Source organism: Mesorhizobium sp. NPDC059025, assembly GCF_042739655.1.
Classification (GTDB): Bacteria; Pseudomonadota; Alphaproteobacteria; order Rhizobiales; family Rhizobiaceae; genus Mesorhizobium.
The window spans coordinates 129,045-153,141 of sequence record NZ_JBHYIM010000004.1 but is presented as its reverse complement, the minus strand read 5'-3'; the positions used below and the strand labels follow the sequence as shown (position 1 = coordinate 153,141).

General features: G+C 61.9%; 24 protein-coding genes and 1 tRNA gene. 10 read left to right on the top strand and 15 right to left on the bottom strand.

The annotated features are described in order from the left end of the window. Nucleotides 1-33 precede the first annotated feature (33 nt). Entirely contained in the window at nt 34-1,857 is a 1,824-nt protein-coding gene (gene typA, locus ACFWYE_RS12015) for a translational GTPase TypA (protein WP_129412548.1), read from the bottom strand. Between the two features lie 212 nt (nt 1,858-2,069). Here typA and ACFWYE_RS12010 point away from each other — a divergent pair, with 212 nt between their 5' ends. Further along, nucleotides 2,070-2,345 (top strand): hypothetical protein, encoded by a 276-nt coding sequence (locus ACFWYE_RS12010; protein ID WP_379065464.1) that lies wholly within the window; start codon nt 2,070-2,072, stop codon nt 2,343-2,345. A gap of 7 nt (nt 2,346-2,352) precedes the next feature. Here the strand turns inward: ACFWYE_RS12010 and ACFWYE_RS12005 are convergent, their stop codons facing one another. Further along, nucleotides 2,353-3,930, bottom strand: coding sequence for an alkaline phosphatase D family protein (locus tag ACFWYE_RS12005; RefSeq protein WP_379111581.1), 1,578 nt, complete (start codon nt 3,928-3,930; stop codon nt 2,353-2,355). Nucleotides 3,931-4,096: 166 nt separating this feature from the next. Continuing rightward, entirely contained in the window at nt 4,097-5,380 is a 1,284-nt protein-coding gene (locus ACFWYE_RS12000; protein ID WP_379111580.1) for an MFS transporter, read from the bottom strand. A 71-nt stretch (nt 5,381-5,451) separates the two neighbouring features. Between ACFWYE_RS12000 and ACFWYE_RS11995 the strand changes: the two genes are divergently transcribed. Then, nucleotides 5,452-6,063, top strand: coding sequence for a TetR/AcrR family transcriptional regulator (locus ACFWYE_RS11995; RefSeq protein ID WP_379065460.1), 612 nt, complete (start codon nt 5,452-5,454; stop codon nt 6,061-6,063). A gap of 65 nt (nt 6,064-6,128) precedes the next feature. Here ACFWYE_RS11995 and ACFWYE_RS11990 read toward each other — a convergent pair whose 3' ends face one another. From ACFWYE_RS11990 to ACFWYE_RS11965, 6 genes are all read right to left on the bottom strand, one after another. Beyond that, entirely contained in the window at nt 6,129-8,174 is a 2,046-nt protein-coding gene (locus ACFWYE_RS11990) for a M3 family metallopeptidase (protein ID WP_379065458.1), read from the bottom strand. A gap of 137 nt (nt 8,175-8,311) precedes the next feature. After that, entirely contained in the window at nt 8,312-8,728 is a 417-nt protein-coding gene (locus ACFWYE_RS11985) for a nuclear transport factor 2 family protein (protein WP_379111579.1), read from the bottom strand. 85 nt (nt 8,729-8,813) lie between these two features. Further along, nucleotides 8,814-9,458, bottom strand: a complete 645-nt coding sequence (locus ACFWYE_RS11980; protein WP_379065453.1) for a carbonic anhydrase — start codon at nt 9,456-9,458, stop codon at nt 8,814-8,816. A gap of 143 nt (nt 9,459-9,601) precedes the next feature. After that, nucleotides 9,602-10,378 carry a DUF429 domain-containing protein gene (locus ACFWYE_RS11975; RefSeq protein ID WP_379111577.1) on the bottom strand — a complete coding sequence of 259 codons (777 nt, stop codon included), beginning with the start codon at nt 10,376-10,378 and terminating at the stop codon, nt 9,602-9,604. Continuing rightward, entirely contained in the window at nt 10,375-11,259 is an 885-nt protein-coding gene (gene pdxY / locus ACFWYE_RS11970) for a pyridoxal kinase PdxY (protein WP_379065450.1), read from the bottom strand. The genes ACFWYE_RS11975 and pdxY overlap by 4 nt, the downstream gene beginning before the upstream one ends. Before the next feature lie 7 nt (nt 11,260-11,266). Further along, a complete protein-coding gene (locus ACFWYE_RS11965) occupies nt 11,267-11,494 on the bottom strand; it encodes a hypothetical protein (protein ID WP_379111575.1) in 228 nt (75 codons plus the stop codon). A 164-nt stretch (nt 11,495-11,658) separates the two neighbouring features. On the opposite strand from ACFWYE_RS11965, the gene ACFWYE_RS11960 reads away from it, so the two are divergent. The 5 genes from ACFWYE_RS11960 to ppa all read left to right on the top strand — a co-directional run bounded on the left by ACFWYE_RS11960 (nt 11,659) and on the right by ppa (nt 15,202). After that, complete coding sequence (locus ACFWYE_RS11960; RefSeq protein ID WP_379111574.1) at nt 11,659-12,303, top strand: LemA family protein; 645 nt, start codon at nt 11,659-11,661, stop codon at nt 12,301-12,303. A 122-nt stretch (nt 12,304-12,425) separates the two neighbouring features. Beyond that, the gene (locus ACFWYE_RS11955) at nt 12,426-13,238 is read left to right on the top strand and encodes a TPM domain-containing protein (protein ID WP_379111971.1); all 813 of its coding nucleotides are present in this window, start codon (nt 12,426-12,428) and stop codon (nt 13,236-13,238) included. A 2-nt stretch (nt 13,239-13,240) separates the two neighbouring features. Next, a complete protein-coding gene (locus ACFWYE_RS11950; protein WP_379111572.1) occupies nt 13,241-13,879 on the top strand; it encodes a TPM domain-containing protein in 639 nt (212 codons plus the stop codon). Nucleotides 13,880-13,968: 89 nt separating this feature from the next. Continuing rightward, nucleotides 13,969-14,475: a GNAT family N-acetyltransferase gene (locus tag ACFWYE_RS11945; protein WP_379065442.1), complete on the top strand. Its 507-nt coding sequence runs from the start codon at nt 13,969-13,971 to the stop codon at nt 14,473-14,475. A 190-nt stretch (nt 14,476-14,665) separates the two neighbouring features. Continuing rightward, the gene (ppa, locus tag ACFWYE_RS11940) at nt 14,666-15,202 is read left to right on the top strand and encodes an inorganic diphosphatase (RefSeq protein WP_054310325.1); all 537 of its coding nucleotides are present in this window, start codon (nt 14,666-14,668) and stop codon (nt 15,200-15,202) included. Nucleotides 15,203-15,302: 100 nt separating this feature from the next. On the opposite strand, the gene ACFWYE_RS11935 is transcribed toward ppa, so the two are convergent. From ACFWYE_RS11935 to ACFWYE_RS11925, 3 genes are all read right to left on the bottom strand, one after another. After that, the gene (locus tag ACFWYE_RS11935; protein WP_379111570.1) at nt 15,303-15,890 is read right to left on the bottom strand and encodes a hypothetical protein; all 588 of its coding nucleotides are present in this window, start codon (nt 15,888-15,890) and stop codon (nt 15,303-15,305) included. A 107-nt stretch (nt 15,891-15,997) separates the two neighbouring features. Next, on the bottom strand, nt 15,998-16,345 hold the full coding sequence (locus tag ACFWYE_RS11930) for a DUF167 family protein (protein WP_379111568.1): 348 nt from the start codon (nt 16,343-16,345) through the stop codon (nt 15,998-16,000). Between the two features lie 8 nt (nt 16,346-16,353). Continuing rightward, on the bottom strand, nt 16,354-16,644 hold the full coding sequence (locus ACFWYE_RS11925; protein ID WP_379065438.1) for a YggT family protein: 291 nt from the start codon (nt 16,642-16,644) through the stop codon (nt 16,354-16,356). 237 nt (nt 16,645-16,881) lie between these two features. On the opposite strand from ACFWYE_RS11925, the gene ACFWYE_RS11920 reads away from it, so the two are divergent. After that, nucleotides 16,882-16,957, top strand: a tRNA-Ala gene (locus tag ACFWYE_RS11920). A gap of 78 nt (nt 16,958-17,035) precedes the next feature. On the opposite strand, the gene ACFWYE_RS11915 is transcribed toward ACFWYE_RS11920, so the two are convergent. Then, nucleotides 17,036-17,605, bottom strand: a complete 570-nt coding sequence (locus ACFWYE_RS11915) for a DNA-binding response regulator (protein ID WP_379111969.1) — start codon at nt 17,603-17,605, stop codon at nt 17,036-17,038. On the opposite strand from ACFWYE_RS11915, the gene ACFWYE_RS11910 reads away from it, so the two are divergent. Next, a complete protein-coding gene (locus tag ACFWYE_RS11910) occupies nt 17,531-17,695 on the top strand; it encodes a hypothetical protein (RefSeq protein ID WP_379112007.1) in 165 nt (54 codons plus the stop codon). The two genes, ACFWYE_RS11915 and ACFWYE_RS11910, sit on opposite strands and share 75 nt — an antisense overlap. An 89-nt stretch (nt 17,696-17,784) precedes the next feature. On the opposite strand, the gene ACFWYE_RS11905 is transcribed toward ACFWYE_RS11910, so the two are convergent. Beyond that, complete coding sequence (locus tag ACFWYE_RS11905) at nt 17,785-18,294, bottom strand: invasion associated locus B family protein (RefSeq protein ID WP_379111566.1); 510 nt, start codon at nt 18,292-18,294, stop codon at nt 17,785-17,787. Nucleotides 18,295-18,434: 140 nt separating this feature from the next. Continuing rightward, entirely contained in the window at nt 18,435-21,713 is a 3,279-nt protein-coding gene (locus ACFWYE_RS11900; RefSeq protein WP_379111565.1) for an autotransporter domain-containing protein, read from the bottom strand. A 631-nt stretch (nt 21,714-22,344) separates the two neighbouring features. Between ACFWYE_RS11900 and ACFWYE_RS11895 the strand changes: the two genes are divergently transcribed. Next, nucleotides 22,345-24,048 carry a hybrid sensor histidine kinase/response regulator gene (locus ACFWYE_RS11895; protein ID WP_379111563.1) on the top strand — a complete coding sequence of 568 codons (1,704 nt, stop codon included), beginning with the start codon at nt 22,345-22,347 and terminating at the stop codon, nt 24,046-24,048. The last annotated feature ends 49 nt before the right edge of the window (nt 24,049-24,097 follow it).

Genomic DNA, 24,097 nt, shown 5'->3' with positions numbered 1-24,097 from the left:
AGGGCGGGGAAATCCCCGCCCTTTATAAAACCATCAGGCCGCGCTGACCTTCGACTTCTCGAAGCGCTTGCGCTCGTTCGGGTCGAGATAGAGCTTGCGCAGGCGGATCGTCTTCGGCGTCACTTCGACCAGTTCGTCGTCCTGGATCCAGGCGAGCGCGCGTTCCAGCGTCATGCGGATCGGCGGCGTCAGCTTGACCGCTTCATCCTTGCCGGCGGCGCGGATGTTGGTGAGCTTCTTGCCCTTCAGCACGTTCACTTCAAGGTCGTTGTCCCTCGAGTGGATGCCGATGATCATCCCCTGGTAGACCTTGACGCCGGCGTCGATGACCATCGGGCCGCGATCTTCAAGGTTCCACATCGCATAGGCGACCGATTCGCCCTGCTCGTTGGAGATAAGCACGCCATTGGTACGGCCGGGCAGTTCACCCTTGTAGCCCTGGTAGGAATGGAACAGACGGTTCATCACCGCGGTGCCGCGCGTGTCGGTCAACAGTTCCGACTGATAGCCGATCAGGCCGCGCGTCGGCGCGTGGAACACCAGGCGCTGGCGATTGCCGCCCGAAGGACGCAGCTCGACCATCTCGGCCTTGCGCTCAGACATCTTCTGCACGACGACGCCGGCGTGTTCCTCATCGACGTCGATGACGACTTCTTCGATCGGCTCGAGCAGCTGGCCGTCCTCGTCCTTCTGCATGACGACGCGCGGGCGCGACACGGCAAGCTCGAAGCCTTCGCGGCGCATCGTCTCGATCAGGACGGCAAGCTGCAGTTCACCACGGCCCGACACGAAGAACGAGTCCTTGTCGGCTGATTCCTCGATCCGGAGCGCGACGTTGCCTTCAGCTTCCTTCATCAGGCGGTCGCGGATGACACGGCTGGTGACCTTGTCGCCTTCGGTGCCGGCGAGCGGCGAATCATTGACGATGAAGGACATGGTGACGGTCGGCGGATCGATCGGCTGCGCATGCAGCGGCTCGGTGACGGCCGGGTCGCAGAACGTGTCGGCAACGGTGCCTTTCGACAGGCCGGCGATGGCGACGATGTCGCCTGCCTGCGCTTCTTCGATCGGCTGGCGCTCGAGACCGCGGAACGCCAGGATCTTCGATACGCGGCCGTTTTCCAGCAGGGAGCCGTCATGGTGCAGGACCTTGACCGCCTGGTTCGGCTTCAACGTGCCGGAATGGATGCGGCCGGTGATGATGCGCCCGAGGAACGGATTGGCCTCCAGGATGGTGCCGATCATCCGGAACGGACCGGGATGGACCGTCGGTTCCGGAACATGCTTGAGCACCAGATCAAACAGCGGTGCCAGACCCTGGTCCTTCGGACCTTCCGGATTCTCGGATACCCAGCCATCGCGGCCCGAACCATAGAGGATCGGGAAATCGAGCTGCTCGTCGGTGGCATCGAGGGCTGCGAACAGATCGAACACCTCGTTGATGACTTCCTGGTGGCGGCCGTCCGGGCGGTCGATCTTGTTGATCACGACGATCGGCTTCAGGCCTACCTTCAGCGCCTTGCCGACCACGAACTTGGTCTGCGGCATCGGGCCTTCTGCGGCGTCGACCAGAACGATGGCGCTGTCGACCATCGACAGGATGCGCTCGACTTCACCACCGAAGTCGGCGTGGCCGGGGGTGTCGACGATGTTGATGCGGGTATCCTTCCAGTCGACCGAAGTCGCCTTGGCCAGGATGGTGATGCCACGTTCCTTTTCGAGGTCGTTCGAATCCATCGCGCGTTCGGCGACACGCTGGTTCTCGCGGAACGAGCCGGACTGCTTGAGGAGCTGGTCGACCAGAGTGGTCTTGCCATGGTCGACGTGCGCGATGATCGCGATATTGCGGATGTTCATGCTGGGTCTCGGAGGTTGTTCAGGCAGCACGCCCGGATAGTCAAATCGAGACGCCGCCTTTTTCAGTTGCGCGGCTCATACAGGGTTTTTCGCATTTGCGAAAGGGGGCGGCGTGCCGGCAGTTGGTTGGTCACCTTTTGTTAAGTGGCAGCAGCGTAGAATTTCATTAACCAAACGCGGAACCTTTTCCGCTGTGGAGCATTCGGGCGTCCATGATACGCAGTCTGAACCGGTTCGTGATGATCTCCCTCTCGGCCACGCTCGTCGCCTTGCTGGCGCTGGGTGGCGCATGGTCGGCAGCAACGCCCGCCGACAAGCCGATGGCCGTGGTGACGACGCAGGCGGAAAAGCTCTTTGCGGACGCTCCGGACGGGGTCGACCCGATCGTTACCGGCCCGGTTAGCGCCGCCTTCAAGCAGCGCCAGGCCGATATCGGTTGTGAGAAGGCGACCTGGCCAAACGTGCCCGCCGCCTGCTTCGAGCACTGATCCCAGATCACGCAGCCCGAACCGGATCGAGCGTCGTCTTGTAGAGCTCGTTGTCGTCGCGATCCATCAGCCTGACGGTCAGCTGCCCGGTAATACCGTCGATGTCGACAAGGCCGAAGAACTGAAAGCCTGCGGAAGGCGGCAGGTTCTGGCCTTGCTCGGCGCTCGGCGCCTTCACATACTTCACTTCCGGCCCGAAGGTCATGTCGAGATCGTTGGGACCGAAGGTACCGGAGTGTATCGGCCCGGAGACGAATTCCCAGAACGGCTCGAAATCCTGGAACTGCGCGCGATCCGGGCTGTAGTGATGGGCTGCTGTGTAGTGTACGTCCGCCGTCAGCCAGACCGTGTTGGTGATGCCGGCATTCTTGATGAAGCGCAGCAGGTCGGCGAATTCGAGCTCGCGCCCCTTGGCCGGGCCGTTGTCGCCATTGGCGACCGCTTCCGAGCCTTTCTTGTTGGCGGCGTCGTCCCACACCACCAGGCCGATCGGCATGTCGGCGGCAATCACCTTCCAGGTGGCCTTGGAATTGGCGAGCTCGCGCTTGAGCCAGCGGGTCTGCTGCTCGCCCAGCATGCGCGAGCCCGCGTTGAGTTCGGTCTGCAGGTTCGGGCCGTTGGCGCCGCGATAGGAGCGCATGTCGAGGAAGAAGACGTCGACCAGCGGACCATACGCGATCTTGCGATAGACCCGACCGGGCTCGGCCGGCGTGAAGCGGATCGGCGTCATCTCATGGAAGGCTCGGCCGGCACGTGCCGCCAGCACGGCAATCGATTTTTCCTTGTAGCGGTCGTCGGCGGTCAGATCTTTCGAGCTCGACCAGTTGTTGACCACCTCATGGTCGTCCCATTGGAAGAAAGTCGGCAGTGCCGCGTTCATGGCAAGCAGGTTCTTGTCGAGCAGGTTGTATTTCCACTGCCCGCGATATTCGTCGAGCGTCTCGGCAACCTTGCGCTTCTCGTCGATGAGCACGACGTTCTTCCACTTTGTGCCGTCCTTGAGATCAACCTCGTCCTTCATGGCGCCATCGGCATAGATCGTGTCGCCCGAATGCAGGAAGAAATCGGGCGTGTGCCTGGCGATCGAGGCATAGGTCTTCATGCCGACCTCATCGATGCCCCAGCCCTGGCCGGCGGTATCGCCCGACCATGCGAAGCGCACGGAGCGGCGCGAGGTCGGCGCGGTGCGGAAACGGCCGACGATCGGCTCGGACACCGCGTTGATGTCATTCAGGTCGGCAAGCGTCATCCGATAGAAGATGTCCTGGTCCGACGCCAGGTCTGTGAGCAGGCGTTTCACCGCATAGTCGCTGTCAGGCAGCGCATTGAGCGGTGCCAGGCGTTCGGCATTGGCGAAACTTTCCGTCGTCGCCACTTCGAACTGCACGCGCGATGGCCTGTCGGCGCGCGTCCAGATCATGCCTGATATCGCGTCGATGTCGCCCGACTGGACACCGTGGGTAAAGGCCGGCCGCGTGTTCGCACGCGAATAATAAGGCATGGCCAAACCCGACAATCCGACCAGGCCAGCTGCCCCTGTCGAGACGATGAAGGCACGGCGGTTGATGCTGGTTGGCTTGCTCATGGCTGGCTCCTTGGCGGCGAATGGGTGCCGCCAAGGTCCTTGGCCATTGTTTCAGCCGCATTTCGGAGACGTGAAACTTTCTTGACGGTCCACAGTTTGCCGCCGCTGGGATAATTCCAGCAAAAGAAGACAGAGCGTTTCCGTGAAAAACGGAAACGCTCTGGAATCAGGCCGGCTGCTCTTTCGGCTCCAGCATTGGGCGGTTGGTGTTGATCAGCAGCGACAGGCAGGCGGCGATGATGCCGGTCATGCCGGCAATGACAAAGGCAAGCTCATAGCTGCCCTGGAACTCCCGCATAGCTCCGCCGAAGAACGCGGCCGTAGCCGCGCCGACCTGATGGCCGGCAACAATCCAGCCAAACACCAGCGGTCCCTTGGCATCACCGAAGGCTTCGTTGGACAAACGCAACGTCGGCGGCACGGTGGCGATCCAGTCCAGCCCGTAGAACACCGCGAAAACGATGAGCGCGGTCGCCGAGAAACCGGAATAAGGCAGATACATCAGCGAGAGGCCACGAATGGCATAATAGACGCCGAGCAGCTTGCGCGGATCGAAACGGTCGGTAAGCCAGCCCGACAGGGTCGTGCCGATGAGGTCGAAGATACCCATCAGCGACAACAGACCGGCAGCCTGGATCTCGTTGATGCCATTGTCGGCACAGAACGCGATCAGATGCGTGCCGACAAGACCGTTGGTCGTGAAGCCGCAGATGAAGAAAGTGGCAAAGAGGTACCAGAACACGCGTGTCCTGGCTGCTTCGCGCAGTGTGCTCAGCGTATGGGAGATGAAGTTGCCGGCTGCCGCTGGCGGCGTCGGCGGCACATCGTCGGGTTCGGCGCCGAAACGCACCTGGCCGATCGACGCCGGCCGCTCCGGCACCAGCAGCCAGACCAACGGCACCAGAGCTGCGGTGGCGATGGCAATGACGAGCGCCACCGGCTTCCAGCCACCCGACTGTGCAAGCCAGGCCAGGAAAGGCAGGAAGATCAGCAAGCCGGTCGCGCTGGACGCCGACATCAGGCCCATGACCAGGCCGCGGTTGGTCTTGAACCAGCGGTTGACGATGGTGGCGCCGAGTACGGTGGCGACAGCGCCCGAACCGACGCCGGAGAATACACCCCAGGTGGCGATGAGTTGCCAGGACTGCGTCATGAACAGCGAAAGCCCGGTGGATGCCGACATCACCACCAGCGAACCGATCACCGTCTTGCGCAGGCCGATGCGTTCCATCAGCGCGGCGGCGAAAGGACCGGTCATGCCATAAAGGAAAATGCCGATGGCGGCTGCCAGCGACACCACGTCGCGGCGCCAGCCGAAATCATTCTCCAGCGGCAGCATCATCACGGAGGGCGCGGAACGCAGGCCCGCGGCGATGAGCAGGGAGAGGAAGATGACCGCAACGACGACGAAGGCGTAGCGCTGGCCAAACGGGCGGGGCTGGACTATCATGTTACTGACCGGTACGTTGCAGTTGCCGAATGTGTACGTACCGGTTAGTAACATGTCAATTGGAACACCTCATGCCCACTGACAAAAATATTGAACCCAGCGTTTCGCGAGACGCAGCCTTGCCGCCGGCGGCCGAGAAAATCCTCGGCGTCGCGCATGAGCTCTTCTACCGCGAAGGCATCCGGGCGATCGGCGTCGACGAGATCGTGAAAAAGGCGGGCGTCACCAAGCCAAGCCTCTATCGCTCGTTTTCATCGAAGGACGAGCTCGCGGCATCCTATCTGCGTAAATACGACATCGAGTTCTGGGAGCGTTTCGACGAAGCAGTGGCTGCGCATCAGGGCGATGCGCGGGCTCAGATCATCGCGTTCCTGACGCGCGTCGGCAAACGCTCGCAGAAACAGGGCTACCGCGGCTGCGGCATGACCAATGCAGCGGTCGAATACCCCGAACCCGGTCACCCCGCGCGCGTGGTCAGCGAAGAGAACAAGCGCGAACTGCGCCGTCGTCTGCGCGCCATGGCCAAGGAGATGGGGGCGGCCGACCCCGGCACGCTGGGCGACGGCCTGCTGCTTCTCATCGAAGGCGCCTACATCTCAAGCCAGATCTTCGGCCCGGGCGGTCCCTCGCAGTCGGTTGCCAAACAGGCCGACCTTCTGATCGGCGCCAGCCTGAAAGGCTAGCGCCGCGCTAGCGCGTTAGCAGGCCCTCCAGCGCCTCATCCACCGGACAGGCATGAGGAACAGGATCAGGTCAGCCCGCGCTTCACCATCATGGCATCCGCGGTCGGCATCTTGCCGCGGAAGGCGGTATAGAGCTCTTCCGGATCCTTCGAGCCGCCGGCCGCGTAGATGTTTTCCCGCAGCTTTTTCGCCAGAGCCGGATTGAACGGATCGCCGGTTTCCTCGAAGGCCGAGAAGGCATCGGCATCGAGCACCTCCGACCACATGTAGGAATAGTAGCCGGCTGAATAGCCGTCACCGGCGAAGACATGGCTGAAATGCGGAGTACGATGGCGCATGGCGATCGTGTCCGGCATCGCGAGTTTCTCAAGGGTCTCCGTCTCGAAGGCCAGCGGTTCGGCCGGTGCATCCGAACGCGCATGATAGGCCATGTCGACCAGCGCCGAGGCGGTGAACTCGACCGTGGCGAAGCCGGCGCCGAACGTGCGCGCCGCCAGCATCTTGTCGAGCAGTTCCTTTGGCATCGGCTTGCCGGTCTTCACATGCAGTGCGTGTTTTTCCAGCACTGCCGGCACCGTCAGCCAATGTTCGTAGAGCTGCGAAGGCAGCTCGACAAAGTCGCGGCTGACCGAAGTGCCCGAAACCGACGGCCAAGTGACGTCGGTCAGCATGCCGTGCAGCGCATGGCCGAATTCATGGAACAGGGTCTTGGCCTCGTCCACTGACAGCAAGGCGGCCTCGCCGACGGGCGGCTTGGCAAAATTCATGATGTTGTAGATGATCGGCTTCGCACCCTTGCCCAGCTTGTAGCCCGACTGCAGCGCACTCATCCAGGCACCGGACCGCTTGGACGATCTGGCGAAATAGTCCGCCAGGAAGAGCGCGCGCTCCGATCCGTCGGGGTTCCTGACCACGAACACACGCGCATCCGGATGCCAGCCGGCAATGCCCTTCTTCTCTTCGAAGGTGAGGCCAAACAGCTTCGTCGCCACGTCGAAGCAGGCAGCGATGACGTGGTCGAGCTGCAGATAGGGCTTCAGTTCGGCCTCGTCGAAAGCGAACTTTTCGGCGCGCAGTTTCTCCTGGTAGAATCGCCAGTCCCAGGCAGCGAATTGTTCGTTGCTGCCGGCAGCAACCGCCAGCCGCTGCAGTTCCTTCTGGTCGGCCGCAGCCTTCTCCAGCGCCTTCTCCCAGACCGGGTCGAGCAGGTCGTGCACGGCCTTCGGTGTCTTGGCCATGGTGTCGTCGAGCTTCAGCGCGGCAAAGGAATCATAACCCAGCAGCTTCGCCTTCTCGGCACGCAGCCTAAGCATGTCGCGCACCACCGCGGTGTTGTCGCTGGCGCCGCCGTTCTGGCCACGCCGGGTGAAGGCGCGCCATGCGCCCTCACGCAGGTCGCGACGCTCGGAGAAGGTGGTGAAGGGTTCGTAGATCGACCGCGACAACGTCACCGCATAGCGGCCCTTCTGGCCGCGCGTCTCGGCGGCCTCCGCCATCGCGCTTCTCAGGAAATCGGGGAGGCCGGCAAGGTCGGCCTCATCGAGAAACAGTGCCCATTCCCGCTCATCGGCCAGCACGTTCTGGCCGAAGGTGGTGCCAAGCGAAGACAAATGTTCGTTGATCGCCGCAAGCCGCTTCTTGCCTTCGGCGTCAAGCTTGGCACCGGAGCGGACGAACCCTTTCCAGGTCCGTTCCAGGACACGCAACGTCTCGCCATCGAGCTTCAGGCCATCGCGCCGCTGATAGAGATCGTCGATGCGGGCAAACAGCTTCTCGTTCATCGAGATTGCCGAGAAATGCCGCGACATCTTCGGCGCGACCTCGCGCTCCATGGCTTGGATGGCGTCGTTGGTATGGGCACCGGCCCGGCACCAGAAGATCGAGGAGACGCGGTCGAGCGCTTCACCGGCAAGCTCCAGTGCCTGCAGTGTATTTTCGACGGTAGCCGGTTCGGTGTTGGCGGTTATGGCATCGATTTCCGCCTCATGCGCCTTCAGCGCCGCCTCGAACACCGGCCCAAAGTCTTCATCGCCGATCTTCGTGAAATCGGGAAGACCGAGCGGCCCCTGCCAGTTGGTCAAAGCATGGGCGGCGAGATCGGATACGGACATTGGGGGACTTTCGCTGAACGTGAGGAAGGCGGAACGACAATATCTTTCCGATGTAGGCCGATGGGACCGCCGGTGCAACGACAGGCCCCGCCGGCCCGCGTCGGATAGCCAGCGACGAAGGGCCTGGCGCAGGTTTCTCAGAAGCCGTCGCAATTTTCCGCAATGGTCGCTTGCGAGGATGCGGTGATGCGTTCGTCGCTCAGTGCGAACACCTCTCTTGTCAGAAGATCATTACCGGGAAAGTCGTAGCAGACGACGACAGTGACCAGACCGTTGTCGGCGCTTTCGATGCGATGCCGAATGTTTGCGCCTGATACCGCGCCCTGCCATTCGTCCATCGAAGCAAGGAACTGCTGCTTGTTCTGTTCGGTATCGACATCCTGCAATCGGATGCGGGCATCATCGGTCAGCATGTCCGCGAGCTGGCCGCGGTCTGCAACCAGCAGTGCTGAATACCAGCGGCCTATCACGGTGTTGTCGTCAGCCCGCGCTGAACCCAGCATCAGGACGTAAAGGACGACCAGACAGAGTTTCGACGAGCCGACAACTGGCACAGGACGACACCTCCTCCATGCAACCTAGGCCTGTATGGATGAGAAGTGAAGCGCACGCGGCCGGCGGTGCCGCCCGTGGTTGTCTTCAGCTGATATCGGGCCGTTCGAAATCGCCGGTTTCGTTGTTCATCGCCCACAACTCGCCGGTTGAAATATCGAACCATGCGCCGTGCAGGGTGAGCTTGCCCTTGCCTTCCAGAATCTTCACGCAGGGAAAGGTGCGCAGGTTGGCGATGGAATAGCGGATGGAGATGCGCTCCAGCGCCGTCTGCCGTTCGCCGGTCGTCATCATGGTCGAGGCTGAAACAGCTTCGGCGGCCGGCGCGATCAGGCTCATCCACTTGCCGATGAAATCGCCCGGCGACAGCGGAGCGGATGTTGTATCGAGCGCGGCGCGAATGCCACCGCAGCGGCCGTGCCCCATGACGACTATGTTCTTGACCTTCAGGCTCTGCACCGCGAACTCGAGCGCGGCCGAGGTTGAATGGTACTCGCCATCAGGCGCATAGGGTGGCACCAGATTGGCAACATTGCGCAGCACGAACAGTTCGCCTGGGCCGGCATTGAAGATCACCTCCGGCGCGGCGCGCGAATCGCAGCAGGCCACGATCATCGTCTCCGGCGCCTGGCCTTCGCGTGCAAGCGACCTGTAGTGATCGGCCTCGGCCACATAGCGGCCGTTGATGAAGTTGCGATAACCGGCAATGAGATGTTCTGGGAGATGCGGCATCTGGACCTTTCCAGGCTGGACGGCGACGGCTCGTTTCCACTGCGAATGGCACTAACGGCAAATTGGCCAGGCAATCAATGCAAAATTGTCATAGCTCTCCCGCGAGAACCATGCATGGCGCATAGCTCGCTATGCCAAACCGTTCAAACATGGATAGCGACAGGGATTCCTCTGTCATCGACCCCCGGCGGATTCGGATAGGAGGCAGCTTCGCCCCGCGCGATCCGGCCTGCAACCAGCAACATGGCAGCGGCGTCGAGAAAATCGTCCGCCGCGGCACCTTTCGGCGGCGCCTGATCAAGAAAGGCGCGCTCATAGCCGTGACGGGCGAGCAAAGCCCGCCGCTCTTCCATGCCGGCTGGATTGACCGTGCCCTTGATCTTCTTGGGCAGGGTCATCGCACGGCCGCCATTGAGCCGCCAGAATGCCACCTCGGGATGAGACTCGAAAACGCGCGCTCGTAGATCCGGCCGCGCCGTCAAAAGCCTGTCGATCTCGCGGATCTTGCCGAAGATGCCGAAGGCCTGGATCGAGACGCCCCGCGGCGGATTGGACGTCGCCGCCGCGACGGCGCTGGCGCGCCGATGCGCCTCATACCAGGCTTCGACTGTGCTGAAGCTGGCTGTATCGGCATAGACTGCTGCCCGCGATGGAATGGCGAAGACGCTGGATTGTCGTTGGCCAAGCAAGGGGCGCACCAGTGCTTCGGGCCCGCGCCCGCCTTTGCCCGAAACCTCGGGCAGACCGATCGGCATGTCGACAGCCACGATCGCATCAGACGGTAGGGCCGTCAGGAGATCGTCGAAGCCAGGATAGACACCGACGATCGGTGATCCGCCAGGATCCTGCCGCATCGCAATCCAGCCAGCCTTGCAGCCATCGACCCCAGCCACGGTTACGTTGGCCGGGTTTCCGGTCATGCGGTGCGACCTCGACCCGGATGCGTGAGATGGCGCATCTGCACCATCGCCATGGGTTGCGACAGGCTTTGCGCATCGGTTTCCAGCTGCAACTCGTCGCCGCCACGTTTGGCCGTACGCGCCAGGATCTCGTAGACGGCGGCCGTCGTTGATTGCAGCGCCTTGGCGGGTGGCTGACCGGACAGGGTCCGGGCCAGAAAGACCGCGCCGGTGAGATCGCCGAGGCCATTCGGCGGCCGGTCGATCAGACGGTGTTCGGCGAGCAGCACCTGGCTGGAATCGAGCAGGAGATTGCCGGTGCTGCCCGACATCATCGCCGGCGCCGACGTCACCAGCATGGTTGCCGGACCAGCATCCAGCGCCGCCGCAGTGGTCGATTTCAGGTCCGGCAGGTCGGCTCCCGCCATCCAGGCGAGTTCGTAGCGGTTCGGCGTGGCGATATCGGCCAACGGCATCAGCCGGTCGCGCAGGGCCTTGGCGGTTGCTTCGGGGACATAAAGCCCGCCGGAATCGCCCATCACCGGATCGCAGACGTAGAGTGCACCTGGATTCCTGGCCTTTACCGCGTCGACCAGGTCGGCAATGGCATCAGCCTGGCTTGCCTCGCCGAGATAGCCGGAAAGGACGGCGCCGACCTCGCCGAGCCAGGGCGCGCGCGCCAGGTCGGCCATCAGCGCCGCAAATTGTTCCGCAGGCGGAACAATCCTTGTCGCCCGACCGTGACCGGGATGCCAGGGCAGAATCACGGTTGGGACCGCCCATACAGGGAAACCCAGTGTCTCCAGCGCGAAGACAGCAGCGCGATTGCCCACGGACCCGCGCGCAACATGGCTGGACACGACGATGACGGCGCGGGGCGCCTCGGCCTGACTGGTGTTCATGATGGTCCTATAGATGGCGGGCGATGTAATAACCGACAGCGATCAGCATCGCGATCGCCAGGATGACGCCTAGCACACGGCCGATGCGGGTGCCCCAATATTCAATTGGATCGAAATCACCCTGGTCGGCTGCATGCCGGTCGGATGGCAGGCCGCCGGGCTCGGTCTCGCGTGCAATGCGGTCCAGGATGCGGCGCGACTCGTGCTCGCTGTCCCTGTCGGCATGACCTGCCATGGATGCTCCTCTTTTCGCTGATCCTAGCCCGATCGCGCTCGAGGTTACAGGGCCTCGTTGCCGACGAGGCTGCGCCACCGGCGTTGGCGGCGGTCATGCAAAGGCGTTTTATCCTGCGATCTTTATGGTATTGCTTGCCTATTCGAGCAAACGAGGGACCGCTCATGTACGCAAAGCGCCTGTCTTCGCTTCCCCGCAACCTCCCGGCTTTCCTTTTGATGGCGCTTTTGCTGCCGCTGCTGTCGGCCTGCGGCTACAACACCATTCCCACGGCGGAAGAAAACGCCAAGGCAGCCTGGAGCGAAGTGCTGAACCAGTATCAGCGCCGCGCCGACCTGATTCCGAACCTCGTGGAGACGGTGAAAGGCTACGCCGCTCACGAAAAGGACACCCTGGATGCCGTGGTCGAGGCCCGTGCCAAGGCCACGCAGGTCACGGTGACACCCGAAACCCTCAAGGATCCCGAAGCCTTCAAGAGGTTCCAGGACAGCCAGTCGGGCCTGACCAGCGCGCTGTCGCGCCTGCTCGCCATCACCGAGAACTATCCCGACCTCAAGGCCAACCAGAATTTCATCGCGCTTCAGGCACAGCTTGAAGGCACCGAAAACCGCATCGCCGTGGCACGCCGCGATTACATCCAGGCGGTCAAGGACTACAATCTGACGCTGAAGACCTTCCCGTCCGTGCTGTGGGCGACGTTCTGGTTCCGCTCCAACGAACCCTTCCAGAACTTCACCATCAGCGAGGACAAGATGCAGACGCCGAAGGTCGACTTCGGCACCAGCAAACCTGCGGGTCAGGGTGGCTGAACGCCACCCCTTCCCTGACCCGGACCGGCTGAACCTTGCGTTCCTCCCTGCCATCCCGCCGTTTGCCCGCGCATGAGACCCACGCAGTGTCGTGGGCTGTTGCGCTCAAGCTGCTGCTGGCGATGGTCTTCGCCATGTTGCTTGCTGGCATGGCGCTGGCCGACGATCTGCCAGCCTTGACCGGGCGTATCGTCGACAATGCCGGCATGCTTGACCCGGCAGCGAAGGCAGCCCTCGAACAAAAACTGGCCGACTTCGAAAAGAAGGGCTCCGACCAGATCGTCGTCGCCACCATCGACAGCCTCGGCGGCGAGGAGATCGAGCCCTATGCCAACCGGTTGTTCCGCGCCTGGAAGCTCGGTCAGGCCAGCGACAACAACGGCGTCCTGCTGCTGGTAGCCAAGAACGACCGCAAGATGCGCATCGAGGTTGGTTACGGCCTGGAAGGCACGCTGACCGACCTGCATACCAAGCTGATCATCGAAAACGACATGGTGCCGGCTTTTCGTGGCGGCGACTTTGCCGGCGGCATCACCAAGGCCGTCGACGACATGATCATGGTGCTGGAGGGCAATCCGGAAGAACTCGAGGCGCGCGGCAAGCGCCACCAGCAGGACAGCTTCAGCGAATACGACGCCGAACAGGTGATGTTTGCGCTGTTCATCACCATATGGGCGGTCCTGTTCTTCGGCGGCCTTGCCATCGCGATCCTGCCGCCGATTTTCGGCACCAAGATTGGCCCTGGTCGCTACCGTTGGCTGGGAATGACCTTCGACACCAACAGACGTTCGTCCAACAACAGCGGTGGTGGCTGGTCGTCCGGCGGTAGTGGATGGTCAGGCGGTGGCGGTGGGTGGTCTTCCGGTGGCGGTGGTGGTGGTTTTTCGGGCGGCGGCGGCTCTTCCGGCGGCGGCGGATCTTCGGGGAGCTGGTGACGATGGCGACACGTTCACTCACCCATGCCGACCATGAGCGCATCGCGCAGGCGATCCGTGCGGCGGAGCAAACCACAAGCGGCGAAATCTACTGCGTGGTGGCGCGCTCGAGCGACGGATATTTCTTCCAGGCGGCCTTCACCGCAACGCTTGCCCTGTTCGCCGTCAGCATCGCTTTCGGTTACGTGCTGGAGGCATTGTGGCTGAGCGTACGCCTGCCGCATTTTCTCATCGTGCAGGCAGTGGCCGCCATCAGCCTGTTTGTCCTTCTGTGGCTGGTGCCAGGCCTGCGCATCCATTTCGTGCCGCGCCGGCAACGCTACAAGGCCGCGCATGCCAATGCGGTCAAGCAGTTCCTGGCGCGCAACGTGCATCGCACCGCTGCACGGACCGGTGTGCTGATCTTCGTTTCGATCGCCGAACGTTATGCCGAAGTTGTCGCCGACAGCGGCATCGACGCCAAGGTCGGCCAGCATGTCTGGGACGGTGTGGTGCGCGACCTGACCGCCCATGCCGGCGATGATCGCCTGGCCGACGGTTTCGTGAGTGCCATCGGCGCGGTCGGTTCCGTGCTGGCGGAGCATTTCCCGGTCGGCCCCGACGACGTCAACGAACTCGACGACCATCTGGTCGAGATCTAGGCCACCTTTTTTGGCCCAGTATTTTCGCTTGTGCGAAAGCAAGCCGGACTCTTTGCAAGTTTGCCGACCGGGTCTATGGTTAACAAACCATGAACACGTTGACCATCGACATCCGCAGGGCCGAGCCGCAAGACGCGGCGGCGATTGCCGACGTGCATCTCGAGGCCTGGCGAGGCGCCTATAGCGGTATCATCCCGCACAAGACGCTGACGGCGATGATCAATCGCCGCGGCTCCGATTGGTGGTCGAATGCCATCCGCCGGGCTGCCACCGTGCTGGTGGTTGAAATCGGCGGAACGATCGCCGGCTACGCGACCGTCGGTCGCAATCGTGCCCGCGAATTGCGCCAGCAGGGCGAGATCTACGAGCTTTACCTGCGTCCCGAATACCAGGGCATCGGCCTTGGCCGCAGGCTGTTTTCGGCAGCGCGCCGCAAGCTTGCCGATCATGGCTTGAGCGGCCTCGTCGTCTGGGCGCTGGAAGAGAACCAGAATGCGCTCGCCTTCTATGCCGGCGAAGGTGGCCGCGATGTCGCCGAAGGCGTCGAAATCTTCGAGCAGAAGGCGCTGAAGAAGGTCGCTTTCGTCTGGGATTGACCAGGTCGGCGCCGCCTTCTCCTTCCGCACGCATTGCCGCATTGCACAAAGCCGTTTCGCCCGTTATTCGGTGCGCGGTTGCCTGCCCCCACGCAAGTCAAGATGCGTATGGGGCGCGGCAAGCCATTTCATCCTGCGCATGACCTGATGACAGATCCCGATCAGGACAGCGCCAAAGCGAGGGTTACCCATGCGTATCGAGGCGATATCCATCGGCAAGAATCCGCCGGAAGACGTCAACGTCATCATCGAAGTCGCTGTCGGCGGCGAGCCGATCAAATACGAGATGGATAAGGAAGCCGGCACTCTGTTCGTCGACCGTTTCCTCTACACGCCGATGCGCTATCCAGGCAACTACGGCTTCGTGCCGCACACCTTGTCCGGCGACGGCGATCCGATCGACGTGCTGGTCTGCAACACGCGTGAACTGGTGCCTGGCTGCGTCATCAACGTACGCCCGATCGGCGTCCTGATCATGGAAGACAATGCCGGCCAGGACGAGAAGGTGATCGCGGTGCCGTCGTCGCACATCACCAAGCGCTACGAGAAGGTGTTTGACTACACCGACATGCCGGAGATCACCCTCAAGCAGATCGAGCACTTCTTCGAGCACTACAAGGATCTCGAACCCGGCAAATGGGTAAAGATCGGCGGCTGGCACGATGCGGCCTACGCCAAGAAGATGATCGTCGAAGCCATCGAACGCGCCAAGGCAGCCAAGAAGTAGGCCGTCTCCAGCTTCTGTTTACGCAATTCCGGACGGACGACTGCCGCACACTTTTTCTGGAATGCTTTGGACGCCGGTGCCCCTTGGGTCGCCGGCGTCTTCAGTTGTCGACCCGGCCGAAGGCCGGAACGTCGCCGACGGTGATGCGCGTATCTTTTCCGCACGCAAAGGAACGCGCCTTCTCGTCGGCTATCTTGCGCGCTTCTTCATTGGCATTGGGACTTCCGGCTGCGACCAGCGCGATCGTGCAGCCTTGACGGCCTTCCATCTGGGCAACCTTCGCCACCACGAGGACGTCGGTCTTTTTCGTGCCGTCATCGCCGCTGCTGACGGAACGGCGGTGGATGGCCGCAAACGGAACCGAGACATCCCCCGTCGTCTCCACGCGCCACTCCACCTTCGGTCCGGCGCTGTTGAAGCCGACGAAACTCTCCCAGCTCGACGTCATGTCCGCGGGTGGAAAACCGTAGAAAACAGACTCGCGCGCGTCATCATAGGCGAGCAGAACCGGATAGCCGCGATAGCCCGAGCAGGAAAGATCGGCCCAGTCGCCGTCGCTCTCGCCGGCCTTCGCATAGGTCAGGCAATCCTTTTCGGTGACAAGGTCCGTATAGACGCTCGTGATCTGGCCCGCTGACGCGGATTGGCAGAAGCCGGCAAGAACGAGAAAGGTCAGGATGCTGCGCATGGCGTTCTCCGGCTGACGGACGTCTGCACCATATCGCCAAAACCGCGTCCGTGCCACGCCGGGGCCAGGGCGTTTCCGTTTTCACGGAAACGCTCCAACTCTTTGTTCTAAGCAATTCCGGATGGAAAACCGTTGCACGCTTTTCCTGGAATTGCTCCAGACACCCGCCCCGCGAGCTCGGCCGGATCGCCGCTGACACGCAGCGTCTTCAACCGCGCCGTGCCGCCGGCCACCACGGCCACGGATGACAGCGGCACGGCGAGAGCTCTGGCGACAAGCCTCTCCAGCGCAAGATTGGCGGCACCCTTTTCCGGAACGGCGCGCCCGCGTGCCTTGAGATGGCTACGGCCATCGGCAGCGGTCTCAGCACCATCCAGCGCATCGGACGCCGCCTTCGGCGTCAACCGAACGAACAGATCGATGCCGTCGGGGCGCAGGCGAAGGATTTCGCCCATCACTGGCGTCAGACGAGCGCCGGGTAGATGGTTGTGAGGATGAACTGGCGCAGGAAAAACAGGATCAGCAGGAGGATGATCGGCGAAATGTCGATACCTCCCAGATCCGGCAGGATACGGCGGATGGGGCGCAGTGCCGGTTCGGTCAGCCGGTAGAGCGCATTACCGATCGTGTTGACCACCTGGTTACGCGGGTTGACGACGTTGAAGGCGAAGAGCCAGGAAAAGATGGCCGAGGCGATGATGATCCACCAATAGAGGTCAAGCGCCAGAATGACGGTTTGAATGAGGGCGGTCATGCAGGTCTCCGAGTGTTGCCGACATTTAGCGATTGCGCACGGATGCGGCAAGAGCCGGGCACGCTTGCGGTGGTTTCCCGGAATTTTTAGGCCGCCCGGGAGGGCGGTCGCAGCCTTCGATCGAAACCATCGCATCGAAGATCGGGCATCGCCAGGCACGCGGCAACGACGGGCAGGCGTCCAAAAGCTCGCTTGACAGTGAAGCGCGGCGCCTCATAAATGCGCCATCCGCTGGACGGGGCTGTAGCTCAGCTGGGAGAGCGCGTCGTTCGCAATGACGAGGTCAGGGGTTCGATCCCCCTCAGCTCCACCAACGGAACTCCTGGCTCCCTGACTGTCCGAATTTACCCTCGATTTCGGCTATCCGTGTCGACGGCAGCCGCGCCGGCCTTCAGATGAGCCCCGACGACTTGGCTTTCGACACCGCTGCTGTCCGGGATGATACGCCAAGGGTCTTGAGCAAGGCCGAAACATGGGCACGGACAGTATAGGGCGAAATGTGGAGAGCCTGCCCGATCTCCTTGTTGGTTCGGCCGGCGGAGAGCAGGCGTAGCACTTCGCGTTGCCGGAATGTCAGCGCCGAAAGATCATCCTTTAGCTCCGGCAGGTCCCTGGCGTCGGGCTCGATGAGTATGATCCTCTCGCCGTCGCGTACCGCCGCGATGCCAGCCATGATCTGCTGCGGTCTCAGGCTCTTGCAGATAAATCCATCCGCGCCCTTGCCCATGATGCGTTCCGCGATGACACGATCCTGCACCATCGAGACAAAGATGATCGAAGACCGCGGGAACTCCCGCCGCAGCGCGGGAAGATCCGGCTCGACGCTCTTCCCCGCGAAGATAAGGTCGATGATGAAGGTGCTCGGCGGCTCCCCCCTGCGAGCAAGATGAAGCATCTGAACGAGATCGTCCGCTTCGATGATTTCAACTTGCGGCGCCACTCTTTGCAGCAGCCGGCGTATGCCCTCTCGAAAGAGCGGATGATCATCAGCGAGTATGATGCGATCGCCCCGCAAAAGTCCCTCCAAATATTTGACTATTCGGTCAAATAGCAGCGGCACGCTTACTATGAAACATTTCTAGTCCAGATGTATTATTATTAGTTCTATCTAATACTGATCGGCGGGTACGATCCGCGGACTTATTTCCCCAGTTGGATGGTTCTTTCGAGGGCCTGGTTGAAGCCCTTGAGGGAGATGGAGAAGGCGACGTCCTTTTCGGTGTCCGAAGCGAAGGCGCCGAGCTTCAGCGCGGTGCCGGTGCTGAGCGCCTTGGTGGTTGCCGGCGTGAAGGTGAGCCGCACGACGCAGCCACCCGGCAGGCAGGTGCGGAAACGCGACGGCTTGCCCGGCGGTGTGTCGTCGACGGAGAAGGTCACGCCCTTGTCGAGGTTGAGCCCGAACGGCATCACCAGAAGGCCCTTCAAGCCGCCATCGTCGGCAGGCGCCAGCTCGATGGTGAGCACACGCTGGCCGTTCTGGCTGACCTGGCCCTGCGAGAAGGCGCACTGCTTCTTGTTCTCGGGCACCGCCACGCAGGCGACGCGCCAGTCCTCATAGGTCTCCGACAGCGACGACGGTCCGCCTGCGGCAGCGGCCGGGCCGGCGGCGGGTTGCTGTTCCTGTCCGCAAGCGGCAGACGCGGCAGCCAAGAAGGCCGCCGCGCCGATCAACACTCTATTGGCTGGAGCGTTTCCGCGTTTCGCGGAAACGCGGAAATGCTCCAGTTCCTTGTTTCCACGCAATTCCGGACGCAAAACCGCTGCGCACTTTTGCTGAAATTGCTCCGGCATCAGAAGCGGATGCCGAGCCTTGCGTCGACGCCATTGCTCGACGATCCGGAGCCGAACTCGCCATTGTAGGAGATGCCGAGCGTGGCATTGTCGGTCACCTTCATGTCGAGACCGGTCTGCAGCACGAAGGTGTTCTTGGCGATCGGCACACCGGCCACCGTGAACAGGCTGGAACCGGCAAAGCCGACCTTGGTGAACGGCGTGGTGTCGCCGAAGGCATGCTTCCAGCCGACCGTGCCGTTGGCCGAGGCTGCGACCGAGCCCAGCATGAAGTCGGTCGAGGCACGCAGGCCGAGCGTCGAGAAGGTGGTGTTGGTGGTCTGCGCCTCGGCACTGAGGGCAGCAGCACCGCCCTTTTCGGTGAAGCCGTCGGTGCGCAGGCTGACATGGGCGAGGTTGACGAACGGCTCGAAGGCGGCTCCCGCCGCATCGAGGCGATAGCCCAGCTCGCCGAAGGCCTGGAAGGCACCGGCATCATAGTCGGCCGACAGGCCGTCATTGAAGCCGCGGAAGGAGACGGTGCGACCGGTCTCGATGTTGCTCCAGGTGTAGGAGAGCCCGGTGCGCAGGGCCAGCGCACCCCAGCGCGTGCCGCCATAGAGGCCAAGGTGGTAGTTGTCGCTGTCGCCCGACGAGGTGCGATCCTTGGCATCGAAGGAGGTGCGGCTATAGCCGGCGAGCACGCCGACGCGCCAGGCTTCGGCAAGCTCGGTGTCGATGCCGGTGACGAAGCCGCCGGTCGACTGCTTCATGCGGGAGGCATTGCCATCGCCGTCGATGCTGCTCCAGGCACCGAAGACCTGGCCCCAGGCGGCAGTCCTTGCGGTGGTTGCGGCTTCGATGTCCTTGCCGTCGGGACCATAGGCCATGACCGGCATGGCGGCTGCGGCGACATCGCCGAAGGCGGCACGGACGCGATCGTTGGCGGCGTTGCGCACATATTGCGACGAATTGATCAGCGCGGTCGTACCGGAGGCATGCACCTCACCAGACAGCTGCTCGAAGGCGGCGCGACCGTCGGCGGCATTCAACAACAGCAGCGTGTTGTAGAGCGCCAGCGACGTTCCGCTTTGCGGCAACGAGTTCAGGGCCACCGCCGTCTCGTACTGGTTGTGCGTCTCGGTCACATCATCGAACGGACCGCTGACATCCGGGCCGGGACGTGAAGGCGTGCCAGGATTATCTGGGTTACCCGGATTTCCGGGGTTGCCCGGTTCACCGGGGTTTCCTGGATTACCTGGATTACCCGGCTCGCCCGGATTGCCGGGTTCGCCTGGGTTGCCAGGTTCTCCGGGATTTCCAGGTTCCCCGGGGTTGCCGGAGTCCTTCACCTGGATCTTCAGGTCGACCTGATTGGCCGTCTGGTTCAGCGAGACATCCAGGAAGGCCGATTGCGAAACGGCTTGTGCAAATTCACCATCTATTCCGCCGGCCGCAGTCAGGATCGTATAGGTCTGCCCAGACAGATAGCTCGCAGCTGGGTCCAATGCAGTTACACGAACATTGACATCGCTACCGATATAGACTGTTCCCAGACCATCAATGGTCTTCGGGTTCCCATTGTCGTCGAAGCCGGATGCCTGCTTCAGTGTCTCCACGACGAGTTTGTCGCTGGCACCATTGCTTGCGATATCCACGTCGTACAAGGAACCCGTGGCAAACTGAGCCTGCCCTTTGACAACAATCGTGCCGATCCGGCTGTCGGATGTTCCCGGCGACACAATCGCGTTTTTGTCCACGGTGAGGCTGCCGATCGCACCCCAACCCTCAAGCCTTCCGACCGCAGCAGGCATGTTGCGAGCCGTATTGATGCCCTCGCCCCACACCTCCACCCGGCTCGTATAGGTCTCCGAGCCGAGGAAATTGGTCACGATCCGGCCCGTCTGTCCGCCAAGGACCAAGGTACCGTTCCTGACCTGCATTCGGCTGACGTATGGCGAGAGTTTGTTGGAATCGATCCCCGCCACAGCCGTGCCAAGGTCCGTTTTGAGGACCAGCTTGGCATCCTCGCCGTCGACGACGATACCACCGTAGCTGTTGGTCGCGTAAAATCGCGTGAGATCGCCGGTCAGAACCGTTTCACCATTCAGGGCCGTAATCACGCCGTTGCCAACCAGCGCATTCGAGAAGTCGTAACCCGTTTCCGTATGATTGAAGACGAGACGTCCCCCTTCATTGTCTCCCGATCCAAAGGTGATGACCGCCTCTTTGTTGATGTGGCCCGCCGCCTGTGGATCGAGAGCCTTCGGTTCGTCGGTGAAGCTTCCCATGTCGATCCTGCCACCGATCGTCACGTAGCCATTGTCCTCGGAAAGATCGATCCCGCCAACGACATTCAAATTGGCTCCGTTGGCGACCGAGACGTTGCCCGGCCCCATGCGAAGAACGCCTGAGACATTCACCGAGGACTTGTCACCGGTAATGTAGAGCGTGTTCTCGCCAATGGAGCTGTTTCCCACCTTGAGAGTGGAGGTGCTCAGGAGACCGCCGTCTTCGACGGTCATGTCTCCCCCCAGCTCGAAAGTGCCGGTATTGATCCACTTCGAGCCCTCTCCGGTGACAACCACCTTCGAGCCGAGAGCGTCGGCGAAATCACCGCCGGTCGAGACATAGTTGGTGGCGATGGAACCACCATCGCTGATCGTTACGGTGCTGCCCTTGGCATTGTCGATCCATGTCCTGACATAGAATTCGTCGGTGTTGAGAATTGACCCTTGGCCGGTAACGGTGAGGTCTCCCCTGCTCTTCTGGCCATCGCCGATACGGGTCCATTTCGCATCGACCTTGCCGCCCTTCTCGACGATCAACGCGCCATCACCGCCATAAACGCACATGACTGAATAGCCATTGCAACCGCCACCGACATAGAGCGTGTTGCCGAGTATGTCCGTCGTACGAATGACGTTCAGCTCACTTCCCGGACCGCTCACTGTAACGGTAGCCTGCGATCCTTGCATGCCAGCGATGATCGCCCGATTCTCGACGTAGATCTTGGCGCCATCCCGCACGGTGGCCGCGATGCCCTTGTTCTCGAGACCGATGATCAGGTCATCCTGGAATGTCTGATCCGTCGACCAGGAATAGGAACCCGGCGTGTCGATGACCGTGTCATTGGGATCGAGCGCGAATGCCGGGCTGATGCCGCCCGTCGCCGACATCGCAATGGATAACGCAACCGCAGACGCAGTGCCGGCACCGCCGTTGCCCAGGATTGTGGAAGCCAGAAGAATTTTGGTCCAGCGCGCTGCGCCGGATTTTCCGATCGTATTTCCGATCAAGACACGTCCCTCGTTCGATGCAAAATCTGCTCTGCAACAAAACGCGACCGTCCAAGCCCGCCGCCTGACGATCACGATCAACCGCAACGTTCAAATTTTGCCTGTGGTGCAACCGGGGAACAATTGCGACAGGTGTCCTAGTCGCCCAGTGGTGGAAAATGGGAACAGCACCCGCAGGGCAGCGTTTGCGCGCTGTCACACTGCTGAAGCGGCGCCAGAACTGGTTCCTGTAAGAATCGCAACTGGTTCTCACCCTGCACGAAGGAGCGAGACTAGGACCAGCCAACAAGAACAAAAATCATCTCAGAAAGAGAAGCCGGGACGAAGAGGCATGGCAGGTTGCCCCTAGAGCGCGACCTGTTCGGAGGCAGGGCGACGTTGGCGCCTTGCTGACCTCAGCCTCCAGCGAGCCTGGTCGGAGTGCGGAGCTTCGAGCGTCCCGACGCGCAACCAGACTGATGGTGGTGCGATGCCCATAGGTACTTCGAAGAAATACCCCCAGCCGTGGTGTTCGAGCCCCCCGGACATCGACACAGTTCACGCCAGCGGCCCCATGGCTCTATTAAAGCAGTCTGTCTGCCCGGCTCATATGTCCGCCGCTCACGATCCGCAGGAACAGCGAGGAATACCGATGACAATGACGGTAACGGACACCTCAGCTGTTGGCCTCACCATATTTGGCAGGTTGCGAGACCAGTTCCGATGGCTGGTCGGGCACGCAGTCGAGAACGTAGACGCTGAACGCGGGCAAGCCGTGATGCGGGTGGTTACCGTCCCGCCGATCGATGCTTACGTGCTGACCACCCTGCTGGTGACTGGCGCATCCATGAATTGGGTCGTCACGGGCATGGTTATCTATACGCTTCTGTACATACCTGGGTCGTGGTTTCTTCTTTATCACATCGACAAATATCCAGGATACAACTTCAAGAGAAGAGTATTCACGATATTCAACGACTACCTTGCCATGACATTTGCCATGGCGGTTGGCGGGGCGGTCACCATCCCCGTTTTTGCCATGCTGCTATGGGTAACCGTCGGAAACGGCCTGCGCTATGGTTCGCATTATCTCATTGGCGCCACCTTTTGCGCGCTGGCGTCGATATCTGTAGCGCTTCTGTTCAATGACTACATGCAGGCGAACCCCTTTGTGGTTCTGACGTTGCTGCTGACCACCATCCTTGTCCCGGCCTATATTTATGGCCTTCAGAAACGGTTGCAGACGGCTTATGCGCAGGCGCTGGAGGCCAATCTGGCCAAGTCACGCTTCCTGGCACAGGCAAGCCATGATCTGCGCCAACCCATCCATGCCATCAGCCTCTACACGGCCTGGCTATCCGACGCCGGGTTGAAGCGGGAGGCGCGCAAGATGGTCGAAAACATCGACCGCTCCCTGCACAGCGTTTCCAGCCTGTTTCGATCGCTCCTGGATATCTCGACGCTGGACAGCGGCAGCGTCACGCCGGAGAGGCGGCCCGTTGCGGTCGGCGACCTGATCAACGAGGTCGCGCGCCAGAATACCCACGTCGCCGCCTGGTCGAAGGTGACGCTGCGCGTCGTGGCATCAGCCTGCTACGTCGAAGCGGACGAGACCTTGCTCGCCACGATGGTGCAAAACATCGTCAACAACGCCATCAAATATGCCCCCGGGAGGCCCGTTCTGGTCGGTTGCCGCCGGCGCGGCGACAGACTCTCCATAGAGGTCTATGATCAGGGCGACGGCATCGCGGAAGAGCATCTGCCGCGCCTGTTCGAGGAATTCTACCGGGTCAGGGAACGCGGCGACCGTGACGTCGAAGGCGTCGGGCTCGGCCTGCCCATCGTTCAGCGCCTCGGCAGGCTGATGGGCCTTGCAGTCGACATCCGATCCACCAGGTACAAGGGAACCTGCGTCTCCATAACCGGTCTGAAGATCGTACCACAGCCGGCGGAACAGCCGACGCAGGCCGATCCGGTGACGCCGGCACTTCTCGATGGCCTTCGCGTTCTTCTGGTCGAAGACGACAAGGAGGTGCTGCTCGCAACCGCCGCCCTGCTTGAGAAATGGGGTTGCATCCCCCAGGCAGAGCTGGAACCGCCGACCAAGCCCGGGCAATGGGATGTGCTGGTCACCGATTACGATCTGGGCAACAGGCAAACCGGGAGCGATTGCATCGCGCGTGTTCGCGCGCTGAAGAAACGCGCCATACCCGCCATCATCATGACCGGTCATGACGAGGCCAGGGTCCGCGCAGATGTCAACGACATTGACATCCCGATATTGTCGAAACCCGTCAGACCCGCCGAGCTGCGATCGACGCTGACGACGCTGTTGCTGACTCAGGCGATTGAATGAGCCGGCGAGCGACACCAGCGTTCGCGCCGCGCGATCGGTTGATCTATCA

Excerpts from the sequence above, each read along its gene's own strand:
- ACFWYE_RS12005 (WP_379111581.1), bottom strand. The coding sequence starts at position 3,930 with ATGAGCAAGCCAACCAGCATCAACCGCCGTGCCTTCATCGTCTCGACA.
- typA (WP_129412548.1), bottom strand. The coding sequence starts at position 1,857 with ATGAACATCCGCAATATCGCGATCATCGCGCACGTCGACCATGGCAAG.
- ACFWYE_RS11935 (WP_379111570.1), bottom strand. The coding sequence starts at position 15,890 with ATGCGCAGCATCCTGACCTTTCTCGTTCTTGCCGGCTTCTGCCAATCC.
- ACFWYE_RS11960 (WP_379111574.1), top strand. The coding sequence starts at position 11,659 with ATGTACGCAAAGCGCCTGTCTTCGCTTCCCCGCAACCTCCCGGCTTTC.
- pdxY (WP_379065450.1), bottom strand. The coding sequence starts at position 11,259 with ATGAACACCAGTCAGGCCGAGGCGCCCCGCGCCGTCATCGTCGTGTCC.
- ACFWYE_RS11950 (WP_379111572.1), top strand. The coding sequence starts at position 13,241 with ATGGCGACACGTTCACTCACCCATGCCGACCATGAGCGCATCGCGCAG.
- ACFWYE_RS11955 (WP_379111971.1), top strand. The coding sequence starts at position 12,426 with ATGGTCTTCGCCATGTTGCTTGCTGGCATGGCGCTGGCCGACGATCTG.
- ACFWYE_RS11930 (WP_379111568.1), bottom strand. The coding sequence starts at position 16,345 with ATGGGCGAAATCCTTCGCCTGCGCCCCGACGGCATCGATCTGTTCGTT.
- ACFWYE_RS12010 (WP_379065464.1), top strand. The coding sequence starts at position 2,070 with ATGATACGCAGTCTGAACCGGTTCGTGATGATCTCCCTCTCGGCCACG.
- ACFWYE_RS11990 (WP_379065458.1), bottom strand. The coding sequence starts at position 8,174 with ATGTCCGTATCCGATCTCGCCGCCCATGCTTTGACCAACTGGCAGGGG.
- ACFWYE_RS12000 (WP_379111580.1), bottom strand. The coding sequence starts at position 5,380 with ATGATAGTCCAGCCCCGCCCGTTTGGCCAGCGCTACGCCTTCGTCGTC.
- ACFWYE_RS11910 (WP_379112007.1), top strand. The coding sequence starts at position 17,531 with ATGAAGCATCTGAACGAGATCGTCCGCTTCGATGATTTCAACTTGCGG.
- ACFWYE_RS11945 (WP_379065442.1), top strand. The coding sequence starts at position 13,969 with ATGAACACGTTGACCATCGACATCCGCAGGGCCGAGCCGCAAGACGCG.
- ACFWYE_RS11925 (WP_379065438.1), bottom strand. The coding sequence starts at position 16,644 with ATGACCGCCCTCATTCAAACCGTCATTCTGGCGCTTGACCTCTATTGG.
- ACFWYE_RS11975 (WP_379111577.1), bottom strand. The coding sequence starts at position 10,378 with ATGACCGGAAACCCGGCCAACGTAACCGTGGCTGGGGTCGATGGCTGC.
- ACFWYE_RS11980 (WP_379065453.1), bottom strand. The coding sequence starts at position 9,458 with ATGCCGCATCTCCCAGAACATCTCATTGCCGGTTATCGCAACTTCATC.
- ACFWYE_RS11965 (WP_379111575.1), bottom strand. The coding sequence starts at position 11,494 with ATGGCAGGTCATGCCGACAGGGACAGCGAGCACGAGTCGCGCCGCATC.
- ACFWYE_RS11995 (WP_379065460.1), top strand. The coding sequence starts at position 5,452 with ATGCCCACTGACAAAAATATTGAACCCAGCGTTTCGCGAGACGCAGCC.
- ACFWYE_RS11895 (WP_379111563.1), top strand. The coding sequence starts at position 22,345 with ATGACAATGACGGTAACGGACACCTCAGCTGTTGGCCTCACCATATTT.
- ppa (WP_054310325.1), top strand. The coding sequence starts at position 14,666 with ATGCGTATCGAGGCGATATCCATCGGCAAGAATCCGCCGGAAGACGTC.